This is a genomic window from Kocuria sp. MNB10, assembly GCF_054073685.1.
This window is the reverse complement of the sequence record NZ_CM133411.1, coordinates 2,382,564-2,402,872: the sequence shown is the minus strand read 5'-3', so window position 1 is coordinate 2,402,872 and position 20,309 is coordinate 2,382,564. Positions and strand designations below refer to the sequence as shown.

Genomic DNA, 20,309 nt, shown 5'->3' with positions numbered 1-20,309 from the left:
TCCAGACCGGTCACACTCTGGGCTCGGGGCCCATGCCGGATGACTTCTTCGTCTCCGACGGGGTCTTTTGCGGGGCGGTACTGCGGTTCAAGGCGTCCCTCATATGAAGATAACCGAGGTACACCCCGGCGGCCGCCCCAAAGACAGCTCCCGCGATCACAATCCACCGAGTTCCCAGTAGGTGATCCAGGAACCAGCCTACCAAACTCCAAAACACCGCACCGACCACGATGTACAGCAGGACCGCGATCCCACCACCCAGACCGCCACGCTCCACGAGCTCCCCCGCGGTGTGGAGGGTTTCCTTGCGCGCGTTGTCCCGCATGCGCGTTGACATCCCCCGCAGGTCCCTGGGGCGCCGGTCTCCCGGCTCGTTCGGTGCGGAACTCATGGCGTTCGCCTTTCGTGAGTGGGTCGGTCGTGCCCCGCCCGGCCGCCACTCGAGTCACGGGCGGGAGGGACGGACGGGGCGGCAGCGGCGTCGTCGTGGGCGTGTTCGACGGCCGACGACGCCGCGTGGGGTGCGGGCTCGGGCGCGTCCTGCCGGGTGACACCGCGGGTCAGCACGGTGAAACCGGCCAGGGCGAGTACGAGACACACCAGGACGGTCACGGCGAACACGCGCGGGACGAGCCACGGCGGGGCCCCCAGGAACAGCAGGAACCAGCCCAGCACGAGCACCTTGAGGAGGTACAGCGCGGCGAGCGCGGGAGCCGTGGCCGCTGGTGCCACGCGGTACATCTGAGCCGCCACGAGGGCGGTGGCTGCGGAGCTGACCGCGATGATCCCCGCCCCGAGCAGCACCGAGCGCGGTGCCGAGAGCATGTCCACGACGGCTGAAAGTGTAAGCAGAATCACACCCAGGATCAGGAACATGACGGCCCCGGCCCGCACACCCCGGGCGTAGGAAGGGGGGCGGGAGCGGGCGGCGTCGTGCGCGGCGGATTCCGCCGACGAACGCGGAGCGCGGTCAGGGGTCACGGGCGCAAACTCCGTGCGGTGCTCCGAGCGCGGTCGAGCAGCACCGGGGACACGAGGTACAGCACGATCACGAGCACCACAGCCACACCGGCGAGCACGGAACCCGTGCCCGCGGCCCGCAGACCGTAGAGGGAGATCAGACTGACGCACGCCGTGGCGGTCGTGACCACCGCGGCGGACTGCACGTGGGACAGGCCCACGTCCGTGAGGCGCTGGTAGACGTGCTGCCGGTGCGGTGTGTACCAGACCTCTCCGCGGCGGATCCGCAGCACGAGCGTCACGGCGGTGTCCGCGAGGTAGACCAGCAGCGGGGACAGCAGGTACTCCACGTAGACGCCCGAGAGGAACGCGCCGATCGCGATCGCGGCGATGGCACCGCCCAGGACGTAGGAGCCGACGTCGCCCAGGAAGACCGTACCGCGCCCCAGGTTCCACGGTAGGAAGCCCAGGAACGCACCGGCGAGCGCGAGGCCCGCGCACACCATCCACGGCATCCCGTTTGCCGCACCGGCCCACGCGTAGAACAGCCCCACCACGCCGCCGTGCAGCCCGGAGATCCCGTTGATACCGTCCATGAAGTTGGCGATGTTGACGTAGGCCACGGTCGCGAGCACACCCACGGGCCACCACCACGCGGGGATGCCTAGGGCCACGATCATGGCGGCGGTCCCGAGCGCGCCCACGAGGGCCTGCATGCCCAACCGGACTCCGATGGACACGCCGCGGTAGTCCTCGGCCCAGCCCAGGGCCGCGCTGGCCGCGGTCATGGCGAGCACGGACAGGGCGAGCGAGCGGTCCACGGGGATCAGACCCAACCCCAGGGACAACCCGTACGTGAGGATCAGGGCGATGGCCACCGCGAGTCCCATCCCGCGCAGTACGGGCCGCGAGTGCGAGGACCGGTCGGACGGGATGTCGATCACGCCCCACCGGCGCAGCAACGGCTTGACCGCGAACGGCAGGAGCACTGAGAGCATGAAGGCAGCGGCGAGTGTCCACGGGGCGAGGGCCAGCAACAGGTTCAGCGCCTGGCCGTCCGTGAGAGCGGCGGGGCCGGTGTCGACCGCGGGGGCCGTGGGTACGCCGTGGGCGGGCAGGAACGCGGTGGACGCGAGGACGGTGCTCATGCGTGGCGCCTCCAGCCCGTGTGTCCCTCGGCGGCGTCGCCGTCCGCACCGTCAGCGTCCGCGTCCTCGGCGCGGGGTCCGGTGGCCGGGGCGCACTCGGCGGCGCGCGGCACGGAGAAGTCCGTGACCTTGGGCTGGGTGCTCACCACGACCTGCGGGATGGACCCCGTGAACATCATCCCGCCGCGCACCTTCCACACGTGACGGTCCAGGTTCGCGGGATCCAGGCGCTCGGCCTTGGCGTGGGAGATCTTGGGGTGGAAGGGCCGCTCGTCGGTCTCACCCGTGCCGATGAGGTCCTCGTGCAGCTTCTCACCGTGGCGCAGCCCGGTGATCTCGATGTTGATGTCCTCGCGCCCGGACATCGACCGCAACCGGCGGGCGATGTCCAGGATCCGCACGGGCTCCCCCATGTCCAGGATGAGCACCTCTCCCCCGTGCGCGATCGCACCGGCCTGGATCACGAGCTGACACGCCTCGGGGATGGTCATGAAGTACCGGGTGGCATCCGGGTGGGTCACGGTGATCGGCCCGCCCTGGCGGATCTGTTCCGCGAACAGCGGCAGCATGGACCCGCGCGAACCGAAGACGTTGCCGAAGCGCACGGACGCGTAGCGCTTGCCCGTGCGGTCCCCCATCCACGCGGTGAGTTTCTCCGCCACGCGCTTGGAGTGACCGAGCGCCGTGGTGGGGTTGGCGGCCTTGTCCGTGGAGATGTTCACGAACACGTCCACGTCCACGGCGGCCGCGGCGCTCAACACGTGCAGCGAGCCCATGACGTTGGTCTTCCACGCCTCGTCCGGGTACTGCTCGAGCAGGGACACGTGCTTCAGCGCCGCAGCGTGGAAGACCACCTGGGGCCGGCGGTCCTGGAACACCCGGGTGAGCGCGTCCGGATCGCGGATGTCACAGAGCACGGTGTCGTTGCCGTCCAGCAGGCCACGCCCGGTGATGGAGATCTGGGTCGCCTGCAATCCGGATTCGTCACGGTCCAGCATGATCAGCTCGGCGGGTTCGAAACCCACGAGTTGGCGGCACAGTTCCGAACCGATCGACCCACCCGCGCCCGTGACGAGCACGCGCTTGCCGGTCACGTACCCCGCAATGGCCTCCACGTGGATGTCCACGGGCCGCCGTCCGATGAGGTCCTCCATGGAGATGTCACGAAGGTCCACGCTCTGGTTTGCGCCGGTGAGCATCTCGGTCAGGGGCGGGACGGTCATGACGCGGGTCCCGGTGCCCTCCACGGCTTCCGAGACGCGTTGCATGGTGCGGGGGTCCACGTCCGCGACGGCCACGATCAGCACGCCGGCGCGCGTGTGCTCCAGGACGGACGCGGCGTCGTGCAGCGTGCCCATGACTGGGACAGAGGAGATGCGCAGGTGCTTCTTGGCGGGGTCGTCGTCGAGCAGGGCCACGGGCAGGAAACCCGAGGCGGGGTCCTGCATCATGCGGTGTACCAGGAACGTGCCCAGCGCGCCCGCACCGAAGATCACCACGTTCTGCGCCTGCTCACCCGGCTTGGCCGTGGATTCCTGGTACATGCGTTTGAGGTAGCGGAACGCGGCCATCAGCAGGCACGCGAACGGGAACGCGATGAACCCCAGCGAGCGCGGGATCCACAGGGCCACACCGAAGACCAGCAGGACGGCCTCGAGCAGTGCCGTGACGATCACGGTCACGACCACGAGCAGCTTGGCCTCCTCGAAACTGCCGAACGAGTACCGGCCCTTGTAGAGGGCGAACGAGAAGCCCACGAGCAGTTGTAGCACGACCGCCACCACGCACGTGATGATCACGCCCCCCACGGAGATGAGCTCCACGTTCATCTCGAACCGGAGGAACGCCGCGACCCACAGCGCCACGATCCACGCGACGGAATCCAAGATCATCTGGATCCACAGCCACGCGACCGGTTTGTCCGCTCGGGGGGTGGGGCTTGCGGGGGTGACCATGCAGTCGTAGTCCTTTCGGGTGCGGGTCAGTGGCGGTGACCCACCATGAGCCGGTACGCCGTTTCCCGTACCCTCAGGGGGACGAATCGGTAGCCGCCGCGCACCATGACGTTCACGGCCCATTGTAGGAACCCCACGTGGCCCAGGGTGCGCAACCGGTGCTGCAACGTCAGTTCGGCCCGCAGCACGCGGTACCCGCCGCGGCGTTCGTAGGAGCCCGCGGAGACGCGATAACCCACGAGCGGTTCCGCCACGTTGCGCACGTCCGCCCCGGCATGGAGCATGCGCGTCCACAACCAGTAGTCCTCGGCCATGGGGACGTCCTCGTAACCACCCACGACGAGCGCGGCACTGCGGCGCAGCACGACCGTGGGGTGGGAGATCGGGTTGCGATATCGGCTCACCGCGGCGATCCGCGCGGCCCCCACGGGGGCTGTGCGCAGCGCGACGGGCCGAGTCTCGTCGTCGCCGATCTCGTGCATGGACGCACCCACGAGGTCCGCGCCGTCCTCGATCAGGGGCAGTTGCCTCTCGAACCGGCGGGGGTAGGAGACGTCGTCCGCGTCCGCGCGCGCGACGACGTCGTACGCGCACCGCGGCAACGCAACGGTCAGCGCCTGGGCGAGGCCACCGTTCTCCGGGATCCGCAACACACGGACGGGGATCGGGGATTCTTTCGCGAGCCGCTCGAGCTCCGCCGTGACCGACGTCGGCACCGGACCGTCCTGGACGAGCAGCACCTCCGCGGGCGGGCGGGTCTGCTCCACCGAATTAGACTCCACCGCACGCCGGATCCGCTCGGCGGTGTCCGCGGCGTACACGGGGATCAGCACCGAGAACCGAGCCGGCAGTTGCGCGGGGGTCAGCGGGTCAGCGAGGGCCACCGAAACCACGTCCGCGCATGCCGTTGCCGTAGAGCCGCGCCCACCGCACCAGTCCGGGCAGATCACGGTGGCGCGCGTAGTGGGCGGGGTAGCCGATCGCGTCCGCGACCAGTTGCACCACGCGCTTGTAACGCCACGAGACGTACCCGCGGTTACGGAAGAAGTGGCGCTGCTTGAACTCCCCCGGCGGGATCAACACCTGCAGCTTGCCGGGGATCACCACGTGTTCCTCGGCCCAGCCCGGCGGGTGGGACACGGCCGTGGTCGTGACCGTGCCGAACGGCAGCCCACTCTTGCGCAGGCGCACGAGGAAGTCGACCTCATCCCCGCGCAGGAACAGTTTCAGGTCCGGCAACCCCACCCGGAAGAACACGGACTCGTCCATGAGCGCACCGTTGAAGAAATTGGCGTAGGAATCGATGAAGCCCAGCGGTTCCAGGTCCGCGCGACGGTGGGTGATCCCACCGTCCAAGCGGAACGGGAACGCGAGGGCGTCGTGGTCCTGGGGCGCCACGATGAGCGGTGACACCACGGCGAGCCCCCGCTCGCGCGCTGTTTCGCGCAGGGTGTGTAGGCACTCGGGGTCCTCGGGATGGGCGTCGTCGTCCATGAGCCACACCTGGTCCGCGCCGCTCGCGAGCGCCGTGAGAATGGCGAGCGCGAATCCGCCCGCCCCGCCCAGATTGGCCACGGAGCGGCGGTAGTGCAGCGTGAAGGCTCCCCCGATCCGCTCCCCCAGCGCGGCCTCGTCCAGGGCAGTGCGCCCGGCGTCCACGAGACACAGACTCGCGATCGGGCCGGTCTGGACGCGCAGCGCGTCGATCAGCGCCGCGACGTCCTCGGGGCGGTCCTGCGTGACGCACGCGACGCTCACGTTCGCGTCCGGACGGTCGCTCGCCCGCGCGGTGGATTCGGTCATGGCGCCCCCGGGACGACTCGTGATGTGCAAGGAAGGTGTGCTCGACCGCGGCCGCACGCGCAGCCGCTCGCGCGGGCGCCCGGCACGCCGGTGAACTCCGGGAGTCTATCAACGCGTACCTTGACGCCACCTCGACGTCACCCGTACGGGTGATGTGCCGTGCTGACGACCACGGGCTGACCACCAAGAACGGGTCCGGGGCGCTACCGTACGATGAAGACACCATCACAGGAGGAGACACAACAGTGACGGCTCACAGCTGGCGCGTTCTCGGGGCCACGGGGTTCATCGGTTCCGCCATCACCACTGCCCTGCAGACCCGGAACATCCCGGTCACCCCGGTGGCCACCCCCCGACTGGCCTCGCCCGCGACCACGGTGCACCACCTCATTGAGCACGCGCACCGCCTCGAGTCCGTGATCGACTACCTGGCCGATTCCTTCGCCGGCGCGGACGTGGTGGTCAACGCCGCCGGTCTGGCCGCCCCCGATCAGACGCACCAGCAGTCCCTCACCGGGGCTAACGCGCTGCTTCCCGTCCTCGTGGCGCTCGCCGCCCACCGCACGGGCGTGCGCCGGGTGATCCACATGAGTTCCGCGTCCGTGCAGGCCGACGCACCCGTGCTGGACGAGTCCATCCGCACCGCACCGTTCTCCCCCTACTCCTTCTCCAAGGCCCTGGGCGAGTCCGCGCTCTACCGGTTGCGCTCCCAATGGCGCGAGGAATCCGGCGCTCCGCAGTTGAGCGTCATCCGCGCGACGTCCGTGATGGGCAGCGGGCGGCGCACCACGCGCATGCTCGCACGGTTCGCGTCCTCGCCCCTGAGCTCGGTCGCCGGGGACGGTTCCGCCCCCACCCCCGTGACCTCCGTGACCGCCCTCGCGCAGTTCACGGTGGCCGTGGGCGAGTTCCCTGAGGTCCTGCCCCCCGTGATCCTGCAACCGTGGGAGGGCGCCACGACCGGTTCCGTGCTGCGCGACGCCGGACGCCGCCACCCCCTGCAGCTGCCGTCCTGGGTGTGCCGGGCGGTGATCGCGACCGCGCGCACGGCCTCGGCCGCTGCCGGTTACCGCTACGGCGGGCTCATCCGCCGCCTGGAGGTTACGTGGTTCGGTCAGCGCCAGGTCCCCGGGTGGGCCCACGAGAACGGTGTGCTCCCCGAGCCCCACGTGCAGGAGGTGCTGCGCCAGGCGCACCTCGCGCTGGGTCGCTGAGCCGCGCGTTGGGTTCTTCGCAGCGCGGCCGCGCCCGGTCCGGAGCACTCCCGCGCTGACAGAACGATCCCCGCACCGTACCCGTCATGGGATGGTGCGGGGATCGTCTCGTCAAGTCGCCTGTTGTTCAGGCCCCGTGGTTCTCGGGTTCCCCGGCGACGAGCCGCTGCGCCTCCTCCATGCTCAGTGCCCCGGTCCCGTCCCAGCGCGGCTCGGTGTCCGGTGTGCGTTCCCGTCCCTGGTCCACGAACGGACGGGCCTCCGCGGGGGAACTGCGGACCAGGTCGGTCACGAGGTCCTCGTCCGCGGGAGTCGAGCCGGCCGAGAGGGCCGCGCCCTCGCCGAACGATTCCGGTGCATTCGCTTCGGGGTTCTGACGCGCGGACTGTGTCGACGCCGCGGCGTCGTCGTCCGAGACCGCCGCGCCGGCACCGCCGGCTGCAGCGGCCGCCTCCGGGCTCTCACCGGTCGCCGCAGCTGCCGGTTCGGTGCCGCCGTCCACGTTCGGGACGACCTCGCGCAGCCGCGCCAGCGTGATCGCGCCGTGGCGCAGCACCACGGGCGTCTCCCCCGTGCAGTCCACGATGGTCGAGGCCACGTCCTGCGCACCGGCGGGTACCTCACCCGCGGGCCGCGGACCGTCGTCGAGGTAGAGCGCCACGCGGTCCTGCAGCATCTCGCGGGCCTGCTCGGCGGTGCGCGCGGCGGGCATCCCCGTCCGGTTGGCGGAGGACACGGCCATGGGACCCACGCGTTCGAGGACGGCGCGGGTCACGGCGTCGTCGGGAACGCGTAGCGCCACTGTCCCATGGGTCTCCCCCAGGTCCCAACCCAGGGTGGGCTGGGCCCAGCAGATGATCGTGAGGGCGCCGGGCCAGAACGCCTGCGCGAGCGCGCGGGCGTCGTCGGAGATCTGGTCCGCGAGGCCGTCGATCACCTCGGGGCGGGCGATCAGCACGGGCGGGGGCATTTCCCGCGTGCGGCCCTTGGCGCCCAGCAGTCCCTGGACACCGGGCGCCGAGAACGCATCGCAGCCGATGCCGTAGACGGTGTCCGTGGGCAGCACGAGGCATTCGCCGTCCGCGACGACGCCCGCGGCCTCGGTCACGGCCGCTTCGAGTTCCTGCGGGGTCCCGCAGGATCGGATCTCACTCACGAGCAACTCCTCTGCTGACGTGTTTCGTGTTCTTCCCGTGCTCCGCGCACCCGGCCGTCCCGTTCACGGTACGTCTCCCGGCACGACGGCGCTGCGGCGCCCGGTCTCTCAGCCCCCCGGCCCCGGCCCCGGCAGCGTGGCGGTCGTGGCCCGCGGGCGGTCGGTCAGGTCGTGGTGCGTGTGGATGTCCCGGAACCCCCGGTCCTCGAGGGCGCGGGCGACGGCCGCGACCTGGGACTCGGCGTGTTCCATGACGAACGAACCGCCCGGACGCAGGATCCGCACGGCGGTGTCCATCGCGGCGCACGGGAACGTCATCCCGGTCTCGTCCCCGCCGTACAGCGCCGTGGGTGGATCGTAATCGCGTACCTCGGGATCCTCCGGGATCTCACCGTCCGGGACGTAGGGTGGGTTGGTCACGACCACGCAGAACCGCCCCGCCGACTCGACCGTGACATCGCGGTAGTCGGATTCGAGCAAGCGCACGCGGGAGCCCGCCAGATTGCGCCGGGTCCACTCCAGTGCGGCCGGTTCGCGTTCCACGGCGGTGACCCGACTCGCGGGATCCTCGCTCGCCACGGCCAGGGCTATCGCGCCACTGCCCGTCCCGAGGTCGATGACCCCCGGGTGGGTCTCGCCGGCCCCGCGCCATACGCGCACCAGATCCAGGGTCAATTGGACGAGCAGTTCGGTCTCCGGGCGGGGGACGAAGACCCCGGGACCCACCGCGAGCTCGAGCTTACGGAACGGGGCCGTGCCCGTGATGTGTTGCAGGGGCTCACGCCGTGCGCGGCGTTCCACGAGGTCGCGGTACCCGTGCGGTTCCGGCGCGCCCAGGATGGCCCGCGCTTCGGTGTCCCCGCGGCCCAGGCCCAGCGTGTGGGCGGCGAGCAACACGGCGTCGACGTCCGGGGAGGCCACACCCGCGCGAAGCAACCGGGACCGGCCCCACGCGATCGCCTGGGCGAGAGTCGTGGCCACGGGAAGTTACTTCCCGCCCACGGACCCGTGCTGTGCGGAGTCCTGACCCAGTTGTTCCAACCGGTGCTTCTCGTCCAGTTCCACGGCGGAGGCGATCACGGGTTCCAATGCGCCGTCCAGGACGTGGTCCAGGTTGTAGGCCTTGTACCCGGTGCGGTGGTCCGCGATGCGGTTCTCGGGGAAGTTGTAGGTGCGGATGCGTTCCGAACGGTCCACGGTGCGCACCTGCGACTTGCGGGCTGCGGCGTTCTCGGCGTCGATCTGTTCCTGCTGGTGCGCGAGCAACCGGGCGCGCAATACGCGCATGGCCGCCTCACGGTTCTGCAGCTGGGACTTCTCGTTTTGCATGGACACCACGATGCCCGTAGGGACGTGCGTGATCCGCACCGCGGAATCCGTGGTGTTCACCGACTGCCCACCCGGACCCGAGGACCGGTAGACGTCGATCTTGAGGTCGTTCTGGTTGATGTCGATCTCGTCCGGCTCGTCCACCTCGGGGAAGACCAGCACCCCCGCAGCGGACGTGTGCACGCGCCCCTGGGACTCGGTCACGGGCACCCGCTGCACGCGATGCACCCCGCCCTCGTACTTGAACCGGGCCCACGCGCCCTCGGCCGGATCGGAGGAGGACCCCTTGACCGCGAGCTGGACGTCCTTGTAGCCGCCCAGTTCGGTGGGGGTTGACGAGAGGATCTCGGTCTTGAGCCCGGACTGTTCCGCGAAACGCATGTACATGCGCAGTAGGTCCCCGGCGAACAGGGCGGATTCGTCCCCGCCCTCACCCGCCTTGACCTCGAGGATCACGTTGCGGCCGTCGTCCGGGTCCCGCGGAATGAGCTTGCGGCGCAGTTCCTCGCGCGCCACGACGAGCTCGTCCTCAAGGGGCTTGACCTCCGCGGCGAGTTCGGGATCCACGCTCCCGAGCTCGCGCGCGGCGCCCAGGTCCTCGGAGATGCGTTCCACCCGGCGATGCGCCTCAACGATGCCGTTGAGTTCGGAGTAGCGCCGACCCAGTTTCCTGGCCTTGCTCGCGTCCGCGTGGACGGCGGGATCCGCCAGGGCGCGCTGGAGCTCGGCGTGCTCATCCAGCAGCGGCTGAACGGGGTCGGACATACGGTGCTCTCCTGGGATCGACGGGTGGAACGCGGTGCTCGCGGGTTCCTAGTGACCGGCCAGCGTGGTCTTCTGGACCTGCAGCAGGAACTCGGTGTTGGACTGGGTATCCCGCAGCTTGCTCGTGAGCAGTTCCAGGGCCTGCTGCTGTTCCAGACCGGAGAGCACGCGGCGCAGCCGCCACATGATCTTGATCTCGTCCGCGGACAGCAGGTTCTCCTCGCGGCGGGTACCGGAGGAATTGACGTCCACGGCCGGGAAGATCCGCCGGTCCGCGAGCTGGCGGGACAGGCGCAGTTCCATGTTGCCCGTGCCCTTGAACTCCTCGAAGATGACCTCGTCCATCTTGGACCCGGTCTCCACGAGCGCGGTCGCGAGGATGGTCAGCGAGCCACCGTTCTCGATGTTGCGCGCGGCGCCGAAGAACTTCTTGGGCGGGTACAGCGCGGCGGAGTCCACACCACCGGAGAGGATGCGGCCGGACGCCGGTGCCGAGAGGTTGTACGCGCGGCCCAGGCGGGTCATGGAGTCCAGCAGGACCACCACGTCCATGCCCATCTCCACCAGGCGCTTGGCCCGCTCAATCGCGAGCTCCGCGACCGTGGTGTGGTCGTCCGCAGGCCGGTCGAAGGTCGAGGCGATAACCTCACCCTTGACCGTGCGCTGCATGTCCGTGACCTCTTCGGGGCGCTCGTCCACGAGCACCATCATGAGGTGGACCTCGGGGTTGTTGGTCGTGATCGCGTTGGCGATCGACTGCAGCATGAGCGTCTTACCGGCCTTGGGCGGGGAAACGATCAGACCGCGCTGGCCCTTGCCGATCGGGGCCACGAGATCCACCACGCGGGGACCGATCTTCTTGGGCTCGGTCTCCAGGCGCAGCCGCTCCTGGGGGTACAGCGGGACGAGCTTGTTGAACTCGACCCGGTCCTTGTTCTCCTCGGGCTTGCGGCCGTTGACCGTGGTCAGCTGCACGAGCGCGGAGAACTTCTGGCGCGAGTTGTTGTGTTGTTCGCCCTCGCGGGGAGCACGGATGGCACCCACGATCGCGTCGCCCTTGCGCAGGTTGTTCTTCTTGACCTGGGACAGGCTCACGTACACGTCCGACGGGCCGGGCAGGTAGCCCGAGGTGCGCACGAACGCGTAGTTGTCGAGCACGTCCAGGATGCCCGCCACGGGCAGCAGGACGTCGTCCTCGGTGATCTCGACGTCGTCCACGTCCGGACCGTTGTGCCGGTTGCGACGGTTGCGCCGCTCGTTGCGGTCGTTGCGATCGTTACGGTCGTTGCGATCGTTGCGATTGCGGTTGCGCCGGTTGCGGCGGGAGTTGCCCTCACCGTCGTTGTTGCGATCGTTGTTGTTGCGGTTGCGCCGGTCGTTGCGGTTCTGGTTGTCCTGACCGCCGTCCTTGGGGTCACCGGAATCGTTGGAACCGCCTTGGCCCTTGGAGTCACGGCGGTTGTCCCGGTCCTGACCGTTGTCCTTGGAATCCTTCTGGTGGTTGGCGTGGCGGGAACCGTCCACCTGACCCTGCTTGTTCTCGCGCCGGTTCTCGTCCTGGGACGAGCCGTTCTGCTCGGACTTCTCGTTGCGGCGACCGCGCTGGTTGCGCTGGCCGCGCCCGGACTCGTTGCCGGAGTCGTCAGAGCCCTGGGCGGAGTCCTGCCCGGACTCGTCCCGGCCCTTCTCCGCCTGGTCCTTGTCCTGCTGGTTCTGGGCGGAACGGTCCTGGCCGGAGCGCCCGTGCTCACCGGTGCCGCTGGCCGTGGCGCGCCGGGAACGGCGCGAACCGCCCTGCCGCGGGACGTTCTGTTCGCCGTTCTCGCCCTCCGAGCCTTCCTGGGGCTTCGAGGAGGAGTCCGACGACGCCGCGTCCGCGGACGCGGCGTCCGCGGAGGACGACTGCGGAGCGTCGTCGGCGGAGGACGACTGCGGAGCGTCGGAGGAGTGACGCTGGGAGGCCTTGCGAGCGGTCTGCTCGATCTTGGCCTCCACGGCTTTGTCGCGCTCGGCGACGGCGCCCCCGCGCTGGTGGGCCTCGATGGCCTCGACCAGCAGGGACTTGCGCATGCGGCGCGCGCCGGTAATGCCCAACTGGGCCGCGAGGGCCTGCAGCTGCGCGAGTTTGAGCCCGGACAGACCGGTGCTCTGGGCGTTCGAGGTGTCCGTTCCCTGTTCGGGGGCGGTGGTTTCTGTCACGAAGCTTCCTTCTGACTCGATGGGGGTTGCGGCACTCAGATCGCCAGCAACCCGACGATGATGGTGTGGGCCACCCGCGGCGGGCCACGAAAGTGCGCGCCGGAGGCGCGCGTCATCAGCAATGAAGTCCCCCGAATCTCCCGCGGAGCCGGGACGCCACATTACAGAGGTGGCTGGTCTACGCGGAAGAGGATCGCAGAGAGGCGACGCGGTCGAACACCTGCGTTGAGGAACTGCGCACGAGGCTCGGCTGCGGGGCTGCACTGTCCGACACGGACGCGAACCCGGGGCCTATTGCGTGGATACGCTCACTTTAGCACCCTCTTCGGGCACCCGCAGGACATGAACACGCCACGTCACCGTTCGCCCCTGGTACTCGTGCGCCGACGACGCCGCGTCCGCCGCGATCTCCTCGATTGCCGCAGCCACGCGCCCAGCGTGCTCCGCGCCGTTCGCGAGCGTGAGCACGGTGGGGCCCGCACCCGAGATCAGGGCGGCGTGACCGAGGTCGCGCAATCGGGTCATGAGCTCGCAGCTCGGTGCCATGGCCTGTGCGCGGTAGGGCTGGTGCAGCAGGTCGAACGTCGCGGGCACGAGCAACTCGGGCCGTTCGCCCAGGGCCGCAACCAGAAGCGCCGCGCGGCCGGCGTTCACGGCCGCCGTGCGATGCGCGACCATCTCCGGCAGCAGCCCGCGGGCCACCGACGTGGCGACTTCGAAGTCGGGCACCGCGACCACGGGGACCACGTCCGGGTGCACGCGCACGGGCACGCTGTGGAAACGGCCTTCGTCCTCGTACGAGATCGTCAGACCACCCAGCAGGGTGGGGGCCACGTTGTCCGGGTGTCCCTCCATGTGGGAGCACACCTGCAGCACCGCATCCGGTGAGAGTCGGTGGGACGCGGGGAGCAGCGCGTTGGCCGCGAGGACACCGGCGACCACCGCGGAGGCCGACGAGCCCATGCCCCGGCCGTGCGGGATCGCGTTGTGGGCGCGCAAGCGCAGCGGGGGCAGCTCACCGGCCCCGGCGGCGTCGAACGCGGCCTGCATGGCACGGATCACCAGGTGCTCGGGACCGCGCGGCACGCCCGCCGCGCCCTCCCCCGAGAGGTCGAACTCGAGTCCGCGCTCGATGCGCGTGAGCGTCACGGTGTCGTAGTGACCCAGCGCGAGACCGAGCGAGTCGAAGCCCGGGCCCACGTTGCCCGTGGAGCCGGGGACCCGCACGCTCACGGTGGTACCCACGGGCGTGATGGCGCCCGGCACGCTCCCGATGCGGGGTGCGCTGTCGGACACGTCGGTGCGGGTGGCGTGCAACGGTGCGTTATTCACGGCGGAGCCGGTCATTCCAGGCCGAGGGCCGAGGCCACGGAGACCACGTCGAAGGCCACGCGCTTGGGCTCGGCGGCCGTGGGGTCCTCGGCCTCGGCGCCCTTGATCGCCCACTGGGGGTCCTTCAGGCCGTGGCCCGTGACGGTCACCACGATCGTCGCGTCCGTGGGTACCTCCCCGGCCCGGGCCTTCTTGAGCAGACCCGCCACTCCGGATGCGGAGCCCGGTTCCACGAACACGCCCTCGCGGGACGAGAGCCAGCGGTGGGCCTCGAGGATCTCGACGTCGCTCACGGAGTCGATGAGCCCGCCGGACTCGTCACGCGCGGCGATGGCCGTGTCCCAGGACGCGGGGTTGCCGATCCGGATCGCGGTCGCGATGGTCTCCGGTTCCGTCACGGGATGGCCCAGCACGAGAGGTGCGGCACCCTCCGCCTGGAAGCCCCACATGGCGGGCGTGCGGGTGGACACCGCGGGCAGGGTCTCACCCGAGGTGGCCGGGGTCTCCTGCGCGTACTCTCGGTAGCCCTTCCAGTACGCCGTGATGTTCCCGGCGTTGCCCACGGGCAGCACGTGGATGTCCGGGGCGTCGCCCAGTGTGTCCACGACCTCGAAGGCCGCGGTCTTCTGACCCTCGATCCGGTACGGGTTCACGGAGTTGACCAGGAAGACCGGGTAGGACTCGGAGAGCTTGCGCGCGACCTCCAGGCAGTTGTCGAAGTTGCCGTCGATCTGGATGATGTCCGCGCCGTGGGCCACGGCCTGGGACATTTTGCCCATGGAGATCTTGCCCTCCGGCACGAGCACCGCGCTGCGCATCCCGGCCTGCTTGGCGTACGCCGCCGCGGATGCGGACGTGTTGCCGGTGGACGCGCACACCACGGCCTTGGCCCCGGACTCCTTGGCCTTGGTGATGGCCATGGTCATCCCGCGGTCCTTGAACGAACCGGTGGGGTTCATGCCCTCGAACTTGAGCCACACCGTGGAGCCCGTGAGCTCGGACAGCGCCCGCGCCTGGATCAGAGGGGTGCCACCCTCTCCCATGGTGATGACCTCGGTCTGCTTGGTGACCGGCAACCGGTCCTTGTACTCGTTGATGACGCCCTGCCAGACGTGTGCCATGCCGCGTGCTCCTCGGTTCGAATCGTGGCCCCGCGCCGCGTGGTGCGCGGGGCGCTCAAGAATTATTCTCCGGCTTCCACCGGTGTGACGGACACGATGTCCCGCACCACGTCCAGCTCGCGCAGGGCCGCGACCGTGGCCATGAGGGACGCATGTCGGCCGCTGTGCGTCACGAGCCGCAGCTGGGACATCCCGGGGGCGTCCGGGTCCTCGATCTGCAGCATCGTGGAGATCGAGACCCCGTGGTCCGCGAACACCTGGGCCAGTTGCGCGAGCGCACCCAGTCGGTCCGTGACGGCCACCGTGATGGACAGCCGCGTGGTGGCGTCGTCCATGCTCACGGCGGGCAGCGCCGCGTAGGCGTCGAGCGGGATGCCCTGAGCTCCCAGCGCGATCGCGCGCGCCGCGGAGACGAGGTCGCCCAGCACCGCCGACGCCGTGGGGTGACCACCCGCGCCCTGTCCGTAGAACATGAGGGAACCCGCGTTCGCGGCCTCCACGAACACCGCGTTGTACGCGCCGTGCACACCCGCGAGCACGTGGTCGCGCGGGATCATCACGGGGTTCACGCGCAGATTCACGCCGTCACCGCAGCGCTCGCCCACGGACAGCAGCTTGATCACGTACCCCGCCTCGCGGGCGGCCGCGACGTCCTGCGCCGTGATGCCCGTGATCCCCATGCAGTGCACGTCCGCGATCGTGTAGGTCGAGTGGAACGCGAGGGACGCGAGCACGGCGGCCTTGGCGGCGGCGTCGTGCCCCTCGACGTCCGCGGTGGGGTCCGCCTCGGCGTAGCCGAGCTCCTGAGCTTGCGCGAGGGCGTCGTCGAACGCGGCCCCCGTGGTGTCCATCTGGTCCAGGATGAAGTTGGTGGTCCCGTTCATGATGCCCAGGAAACGGTTGACCCGGTCCCCCGCGAGCGAGTCGCGCATGGGGCGCACGATGGGGATCGCGCCGGCCACTGCGGCCTCGTAGGACAACTGGGCGCCCGACGCCGCCGCGGCGTCGTGCAGTTCGCGCCCGTGCTCGGCGAGCAGCGCCTTGTTGCCCGTGATCACGGACTTCCCGGCGTTCAGGGCACGCAGCACACGCGTGCGCGTGGGTTCGATCCCGCCGGTCAGCTCCACCACCACGTCCGCGGCGTCGATCACCGCGTCCACGTTCGTGGTCAGCAGCTCCGCGGGCAGCTCCGTGTCCCGCGGGGCTTGCGGATTGCGCACGGCCACGCCGCTCAGCTCCAGGCACACGCCGCTGCGCAGGGCCAGCTCGTGGGCGTGGTTGAGCAGCACGCGGGCCACCTGGGAACCCACGGTGCCGGCACCCAGCAGGCCCACTTTCAGCACGGGCGTCTCGCGGTCGGTTGCGGGTGAAGTGTTCATGGCTCCTGGTGTTCTGTCGGGGGCTTGCTGTCGGGGCGTGTCAATGGGTGGGGCCGCGCCCCGCGGGCGGTCGCGGCCCGGTGGGCGCGGCGAGGCGGGCGCGGCGGGGCGGCGTCCGGCGCGGTGGCGGGGTGCGACGTCGCTCGCGTACCTCGACCGCGCCGGGCGGCTCACACCCCGGTGTCGCGGGCGAGCAGATCCGTGAGGGACTCGCGGCGCACGATCTCGCGGGTGGCACCGTCCGGTGCGACCGCCACGATCCCCGGGCGGGGCAGCCAGTTGTAATTGCTGGACAGGGACCAGCAATACGCACCGGTCACGGGCACCACGAGCAGGTCACCCGCGGTGACGTCCCCGGGGAGGTAGACGTCCTTGACCACGATGTCACCGGACTCGCAGTGCTTGCCGACCACGCGCGAGAGCACGGGGGCCTCCTCGGACACGCGGTTGGCGAGCACGGCGGTGTAGTCGGCGTCGTAGAGCACGGGACGGGCGTTGTCGCTCATGCCGCCGTCCACGGACACGTACCGGCGCTGCACGCCCGGGCTGACCGTGACGGTCTTGACGGTGCCCACCGTATAGACCGTGCACCCGGAGGGTCCGGCGATGAACCGGCCCGGTTCGAAGGACAGGTGCGGGGTGGGCAGGTCCGAGGACTCGAGCACGGAGGTGAGTAGCGGGGCGAGGTCCGCGGCGATCGCGGCGACCTCGCGCGGGCTGTCCGCGGCGGTGTACGCCACACCGTGGCCGCCACCCAGGTCGATCTCGGGCAGCGTCACGTCCCAGCGCTCGGCCACGGTCTCGCGCAGCGCGAAGACGCGCTCGGCGGCCTGACCGAAGCCCTCCGCCGCGAAAATCTGGGATCCGATGTGGCAGTGCAGCCCGCGCAGGTCCAGTGCATCGGAGGCGTCAACGCATGCAGCCACGGCCACGAGTGCGGGAGAGTCCTCCCCCTCCTGCACGGGGTTCAGCGAGAGTCCGAACTTCTGGTCCTCGTGGGCGGTCGCGATGAACTCGTGCGTGGACGCGTGCACCCCCGGGGTCACGCGGATCATCACGGGCGCGCGGGTGCCGCGGTCGCGGGCCAGCCGTGCCACGAGCTCGATCTCGGCGAGCGAGTCCACGACGATGCGTCCCACGCCCACCTCGAGGGCCCGGTCGAGTTCCTCCGCGGACTTGTTGTTGCCGTGCAACGCGATCCGGCCCGGGGCCACACCCGCGGCGAGCGCCACGGCGAGTTCCCCGCCGGAGGCGGTGTCGATATTGAGGCCCTCCTCCGTGGCCCACCGCGCCACGGCGGTGTTCAGCAGGGCCTTGGAGGCGTAGTAGACCTCGAGTTCCACGCCGAGAGGATTCAGGGCGGCCTCGAACGCCTCGCGGAAACCGCGGGCGCGGTCCCGGAAGGTCCGTTCAGAGACCACGTAGCTCGGGGAACCGTGGCGCGCGGCGATCTCGGTCACGGGCACGGAATCCACGGTGACGCACCCCGTGTCATCCCGGGCGTACTGGGACGTGAAGACCACGGGGTCCAGTGTCGCGGGGTCCGCGGGGACCTGTAGCCAGGCCGGGGCGAGCGGGTGGGCGGGAGCGAGTTCGGTCATGGGATCACATCCTTTCGGGAGCGGAGACGCCCAGCAGGTCCAGCCCGTTGGCGAGGACCTGGCGCACGGCGTCGTTGAGCCACAGGCGGGTGTGGTGGACGGGCGCCACGGGGTCGTCGCCCTGCGGGGTGACCCGGCAGGCGTCGTACCAGCGGTGGTACGCCCCGGCCAGGGCCTCGAGGTGGCGCGCCACGCGGTGCGGTTCGCGCAGGGCCGCGGCCTGGGCGACGACGGACGGGTACTGTCCGAGCGCGGCCAATAGGTCCGCTTCACGCGGGTGCTCGAGCAGGGACGCGTCGAACCGGGTGGCACCGGCCTCGTCCGTGTGCGCGACACCGGCGGCGTGGGCGTTGCGTTCCACAGCGCACGTGCGTGCGTGGGCGTACTGGACGTAGAAGACCGGGTTCTCGTTGGAGCGCTTGGTCAGCACGTCCAAATCGATGTCGATGTTGGAGTCCACGGAATAGCGGGTCAGCGAGTACCGCGCGGCGTCCACGCCCACGGCCTCCACGAGGTCCTCCATGGTCACCACGGTGCCCGCGCGCTTGGACATCCGCACCGCGGTGCCGTCCTTGACCAGGTTGACCATCTGACCGATCAGCACCTCGACGGCGTCCGGGGAGTCCCCGAGCGCGGCCGCGGCGGCCTTGAGCCGGGCCACGTAGCCGTGGTGGTCCGCGCCGAGCATGTAGATGCACAGGTCCGCACCGCGGTCCCGCTTGTTCTTGAAGTAGGCGATGTCCCCCGCGATGTACGCGGCGTGACCGTCCGACTTGATGACCACGCGGTCCTTGTCGTCCCCGTGGTCGGTGGAGCGCAGCCACCACGCTCCGTCCTCGAAGTACAGCGCGTCCGAGGAACGCAGCTGGTCGAGCAGCTTCTCGACCTGGCCGTCCTCGAACAGCGAGTTCTCGTGGAAGAAGACGTCGAAGTCCACGCCGAAATCGTGCAGCGAGGATTTGATCTGGGCGAACATCAGTTCCACGCCCGCGGCGCGGAAGACCTCCTGCGGGTCCTCGGATTCCAGGGCGTCCGGGTGCTGGGCCAGGACCTCGTCCGCGATCTCGGAGATGTACTGCCCGCCGTAGCCGTCCTCCGGGGCGGCCTCCCCGCGGGCGCGGGCCAGCAGCGAACGGGCGAAGCGGTCGATCTGGTTGCCGTGGTCGTTGAAGTAGTACTCCCGCACGACCGAGGCACCCTGCGAATCCAGGATCCGGGCCAGGGAGTCACCCACGGCGGCCCACCGCGTGCCACCCAGGTGGATCGGACCGGTGGGGTTCGCGGAGACGAACTCGAGGTTGATGGTCGTGCCGGACAGGGTATCCGCGGTCCCAAAGGCGCGCCCCTGTTCCACGATCGACTGCGCGAGCTCACCGGCCGCGGCGGCGTCGAGCGTGACGTTGAGGAAGCCCGGACCGGCGATGTCCACCGTCTTCACACCGGGGACGGCCGACAGGCGCTCGGAGAGGATCTGCGCGACGTCCCGGGGGGAACGGCCCACCTTCTTGGCCACCTGCATGGCCACGGTGGTAGCCCAGTCCCCGTGCTCACGGTTCTTGGGTCGCTCCACCTTCGCGTGCGGGAGTTCGGCGCCGTCCACCGGGGTCAGTTCACCGGCGGCCACGGCGTCTTGCAGGCATGCGGACACGGCGGAGGAAAGTTCTTCAGGAGTCACTGTGCCAGTGTAACGGCGCGGGAGCACCCCGCTCGATCCGCGTCGATTGGTGCGCCCGCGCGACCTGGTAGTATCGTCGAGTTGTCGTCGCGGGCCTCGTTCTCGGGTCCTGTGACACGGCACGCCCGCGTAGCTCAGTGGATAGAGCGTCTGCCTCCGGAGCAGAAGGTCGTAGGTTCGAATCCTGTCGCGGGCACCACGAATGCCCTCCCCTCGGGGAGGGCATTTTCGCATTTTGGGGACCCCCACGCCCTACGGGGCCGGCACCCGGATCGCGGGTGGTTCGAGCTAGCGGGTCAGCGGTGACCGCGGCGCTGCTCGCGGGTCCTCAGGTGGGGGTTCAGCTCGAGTGGGTCGTACTCATTGACCACGGAGTCGCTGCCGTAGTGCTCTTCGAGCAGTTGGTCCTCCTCCACCGGGCGGGGTGGAGCCGTGCGCCGCAGCACGACCCCCACGATCGTGAGCAGGCCACCCACCGCGAGGGTTCCGAAACCCACCGCGATCATGGTCCACCCGCGAGTGTTCAAGGGCTCTCCCCCGTGGTCCGCCGCGGCCCGGCTCATGGCCACGAGTGCCTCCGGGAGGGTGAAACAACACACGAACAACAAAAGCAGCCCCACCGCGGTGATGACGGACGTGAAACGTTGTCTGCGGTGGGGCTGCTTCATACGA

At 70.0% G+C, this 20,309-nt stretch carries 17 protein-coding genes and 1 tRNA gene; 2 read left to right on the top strand and 16 right to left on the bottom strand.

The window, feature by feature from the left end:
• Window positions 1–10: 10 nt before the first annotated feature.
• From ACW9PK_RS10925 to ACW9PK_RS10900, 6 genes are read right to left on the bottom strand one after another with little or no spacing between them, the layout of a single operon-like run.
• Window positions 11–391: a hypothetical protein gene (locus ACW9PK_RS10925; RefSeq protein ID WP_064845328.1), complete on the bottom strand. Its 381-nt coding sequence runs from the start codon at window positions 389–391 to the stop codon at window positions 11–13.
• On the bottom strand, window positions 388–981 hold the full coding sequence (locus tag ACW9PK_RS10920) for a hypothetical protein (RefSeq protein WP_085106347.1): 594 nt from the start codon (window positions 979–981) through the stop codon (window positions 388–390). The genes ACW9PK_RS10925 and ACW9PK_RS10920 overlap by 4 nt, the downstream gene beginning before the upstream one ends.
• On the bottom strand, window positions 978–2,108 hold the full coding sequence (locus tag ACW9PK_RS10915) for an MraY family glycosyltransferase (protein WP_457015854.1): 1,131 nt from the start codon (window positions 2,106–2,108) through the stop codon (window positions 978–980). The genes ACW9PK_RS10920 and ACW9PK_RS10915 overlap by 4 nt, the downstream gene beginning before the upstream one ends.
• Window positions 2,105–4,063: a polysaccharide biosynthesis protein gene (locus ACW9PK_RS10910; RefSeq protein ID WP_312797344.1), complete on the bottom strand. Its 1,959-nt coding sequence runs from the start codon at window positions 4,061–4,063 to the stop codon at window positions 2,105–2,107. Before ACW9PK_RS10910 ends, ACW9PK_RS10915 begins: the two co-directional genes overlap by 4 nt.
• Window positions 4,064–4,089: 26 nt before the next feature.
• A complete protein-coding gene (locus tag ACW9PK_RS10905; protein ID WP_457015852.1) occupies window positions 4,090–4,947 on the bottom strand; it encodes a glycosyltransferase in 858 nt (285 codons plus the stop codon).
• Window positions 4,934–5,866, bottom strand: coding sequence for a glycosyl transferase (locus ACW9PK_RS10900; RefSeq protein WP_457015851.1), 933 nt, complete (start codon window positions 5,864–5,866; stop codon window positions 4,934–4,936). The genes ACW9PK_RS10905 and ACW9PK_RS10900 overlap by 14 nt, the downstream gene beginning before the upstream one ends.
• A 245-nt stretch (window positions 5,867–6,111) precedes the next feature.
• On the opposite strand from ACW9PK_RS10900, the gene ACW9PK_RS10895 reads away from it, so the two are divergent.
• Window positions 6,112–7,080: an NAD-dependent epimerase/dehydratase family protein gene (locus ACW9PK_RS10895; protein WP_085106384.1), complete on the top strand. Its 969-nt coding sequence runs from the start codon at window positions 6,112–6,114 to the stop codon at window positions 7,078–7,080.
• A gap of 127 nt (window positions 7,081–7,207) precedes the next feature.
• On the opposite strand, the gene ACW9PK_RS10890 is transcribed toward ACW9PK_RS10895, so the two are convergent.
• The 9 genes from ACW9PK_RS10890 to argS form a co-directional block, all read right to left on the bottom strand.
• Window positions 7,208–8,236: an L-threonylcarbamoyladenylate synthase gene (locus ACW9PK_RS10890; protein WP_085106350.1), complete on the bottom strand. Its 1,029-nt coding sequence runs from the start codon at window positions 8,234–8,236 to the stop codon at window positions 7,208–7,210.
• Between the two features lie 108 nt (window positions 8,237–8,344).
• On the bottom strand, window positions 8,345–9,217 hold the full coding sequence (prmC, locus tag ACW9PK_RS10885; RefSeq protein WP_085106351.1) for a peptide chain release factor N(5)-glutamine methyltransferase: 873 nt from the start codon (window positions 9,215–9,217) through the stop codon (window positions 8,345–8,347).
• 6 nt (window positions 9,218–9,223) lie between these two features.
• On the bottom strand, window positions 9,224–10,330 hold the full coding sequence (gene prfA / locus ACW9PK_RS10880; protein ID WP_144998098.1) for a peptide chain release factor 1: 1,107 nt from the start codon (window positions 10,328–10,330) through the stop codon (window positions 9,224–9,226).
• Window positions 10,331–10,378: 48 nt separating this feature from the next.
• Window positions 10,379–12,529, bottom strand: a complete 2,151-nt coding sequence (gene rho, locus ACW9PK_RS10875; RefSeq protein ID WP_457015850.1) for a transcription termination factor Rho — start codon at window positions 12,527–12,529, stop codon at window positions 10,379–10,381.
• 291 nt (window positions 12,530–12,820) lie between these two features.
• Complete coding sequence (gene thrB / locus ACW9PK_RS10870; protein ID WP_231885434.1) at window positions 12,821–13,783, bottom strand: homoserine kinase; 963 nt, start codon at window positions 13,781–13,783, stop codon at window positions 12,821–12,823.
• A gap of 89 nt (window positions 13,784–13,872) precedes the next feature.
• Window positions 13,873–14,982 (bottom strand): threonine synthase, encoded by a 1,110-nt coding sequence (thrC, locus tag ACW9PK_RS10865; RefSeq protein WP_064845337.1) that lies wholly within the window; start codon window positions 14,980–14,982, stop codon window positions 13,873–13,875.
• Window positions 14,983–15,044: 62 nt separating this feature from the next.
• A complete protein-coding gene (locus ACW9PK_RS10860) occupies window positions 15,045–16,361 on the bottom strand; it encodes a homoserine dehydrogenase (RefSeq protein ID WP_457015848.1) in 1,317 nt (438 codons plus the stop codon).
• A 170-nt stretch (window positions 16,362–16,531) separates the two neighbouring features.
• A complete protein-coding gene (gene lysA, locus ACW9PK_RS10855; RefSeq protein ID WP_457015847.1) occupies window positions 16,532–17,962 on the bottom strand; it encodes a diaminopimelate decarboxylase in 1,431 nt (476 codons plus the stop codon).
• A gap of 4 nt (window positions 17,963–17,966) precedes the next feature.
• A complete protein-coding gene (gene argS, locus ACW9PK_RS10850) occupies window positions 17,967–19,637 on the bottom strand; it encodes an arginine--tRNA ligase (RefSeq protein WP_167318347.1) in 1,671 nt (556 codons plus the stop codon).
• A 123-nt stretch (window positions 19,638–19,760) separates the two neighbouring features.
• Between argS and ACW9PK_RS10845 the strand changes: the two genes are divergently transcribed.
• Window positions 19,761–19,836, top strand: a tRNA-Arg gene (locus ACW9PK_RS10845).
• 97 nt (window positions 19,837–19,933) lie between these two features.
• On the opposite strand, the gene ACW9PK_RS10840 is transcribed toward ACW9PK_RS10845, so the two are convergent.
• Entirely contained in the window at window positions 19,934–20,305 is a 372-nt protein-coding gene (locus ACW9PK_RS10840) for a hypothetical protein (protein WP_064845341.1), read from the bottom strand.
• Window positions 20,306–20,309 lie beyond the last annotated feature (4 nt).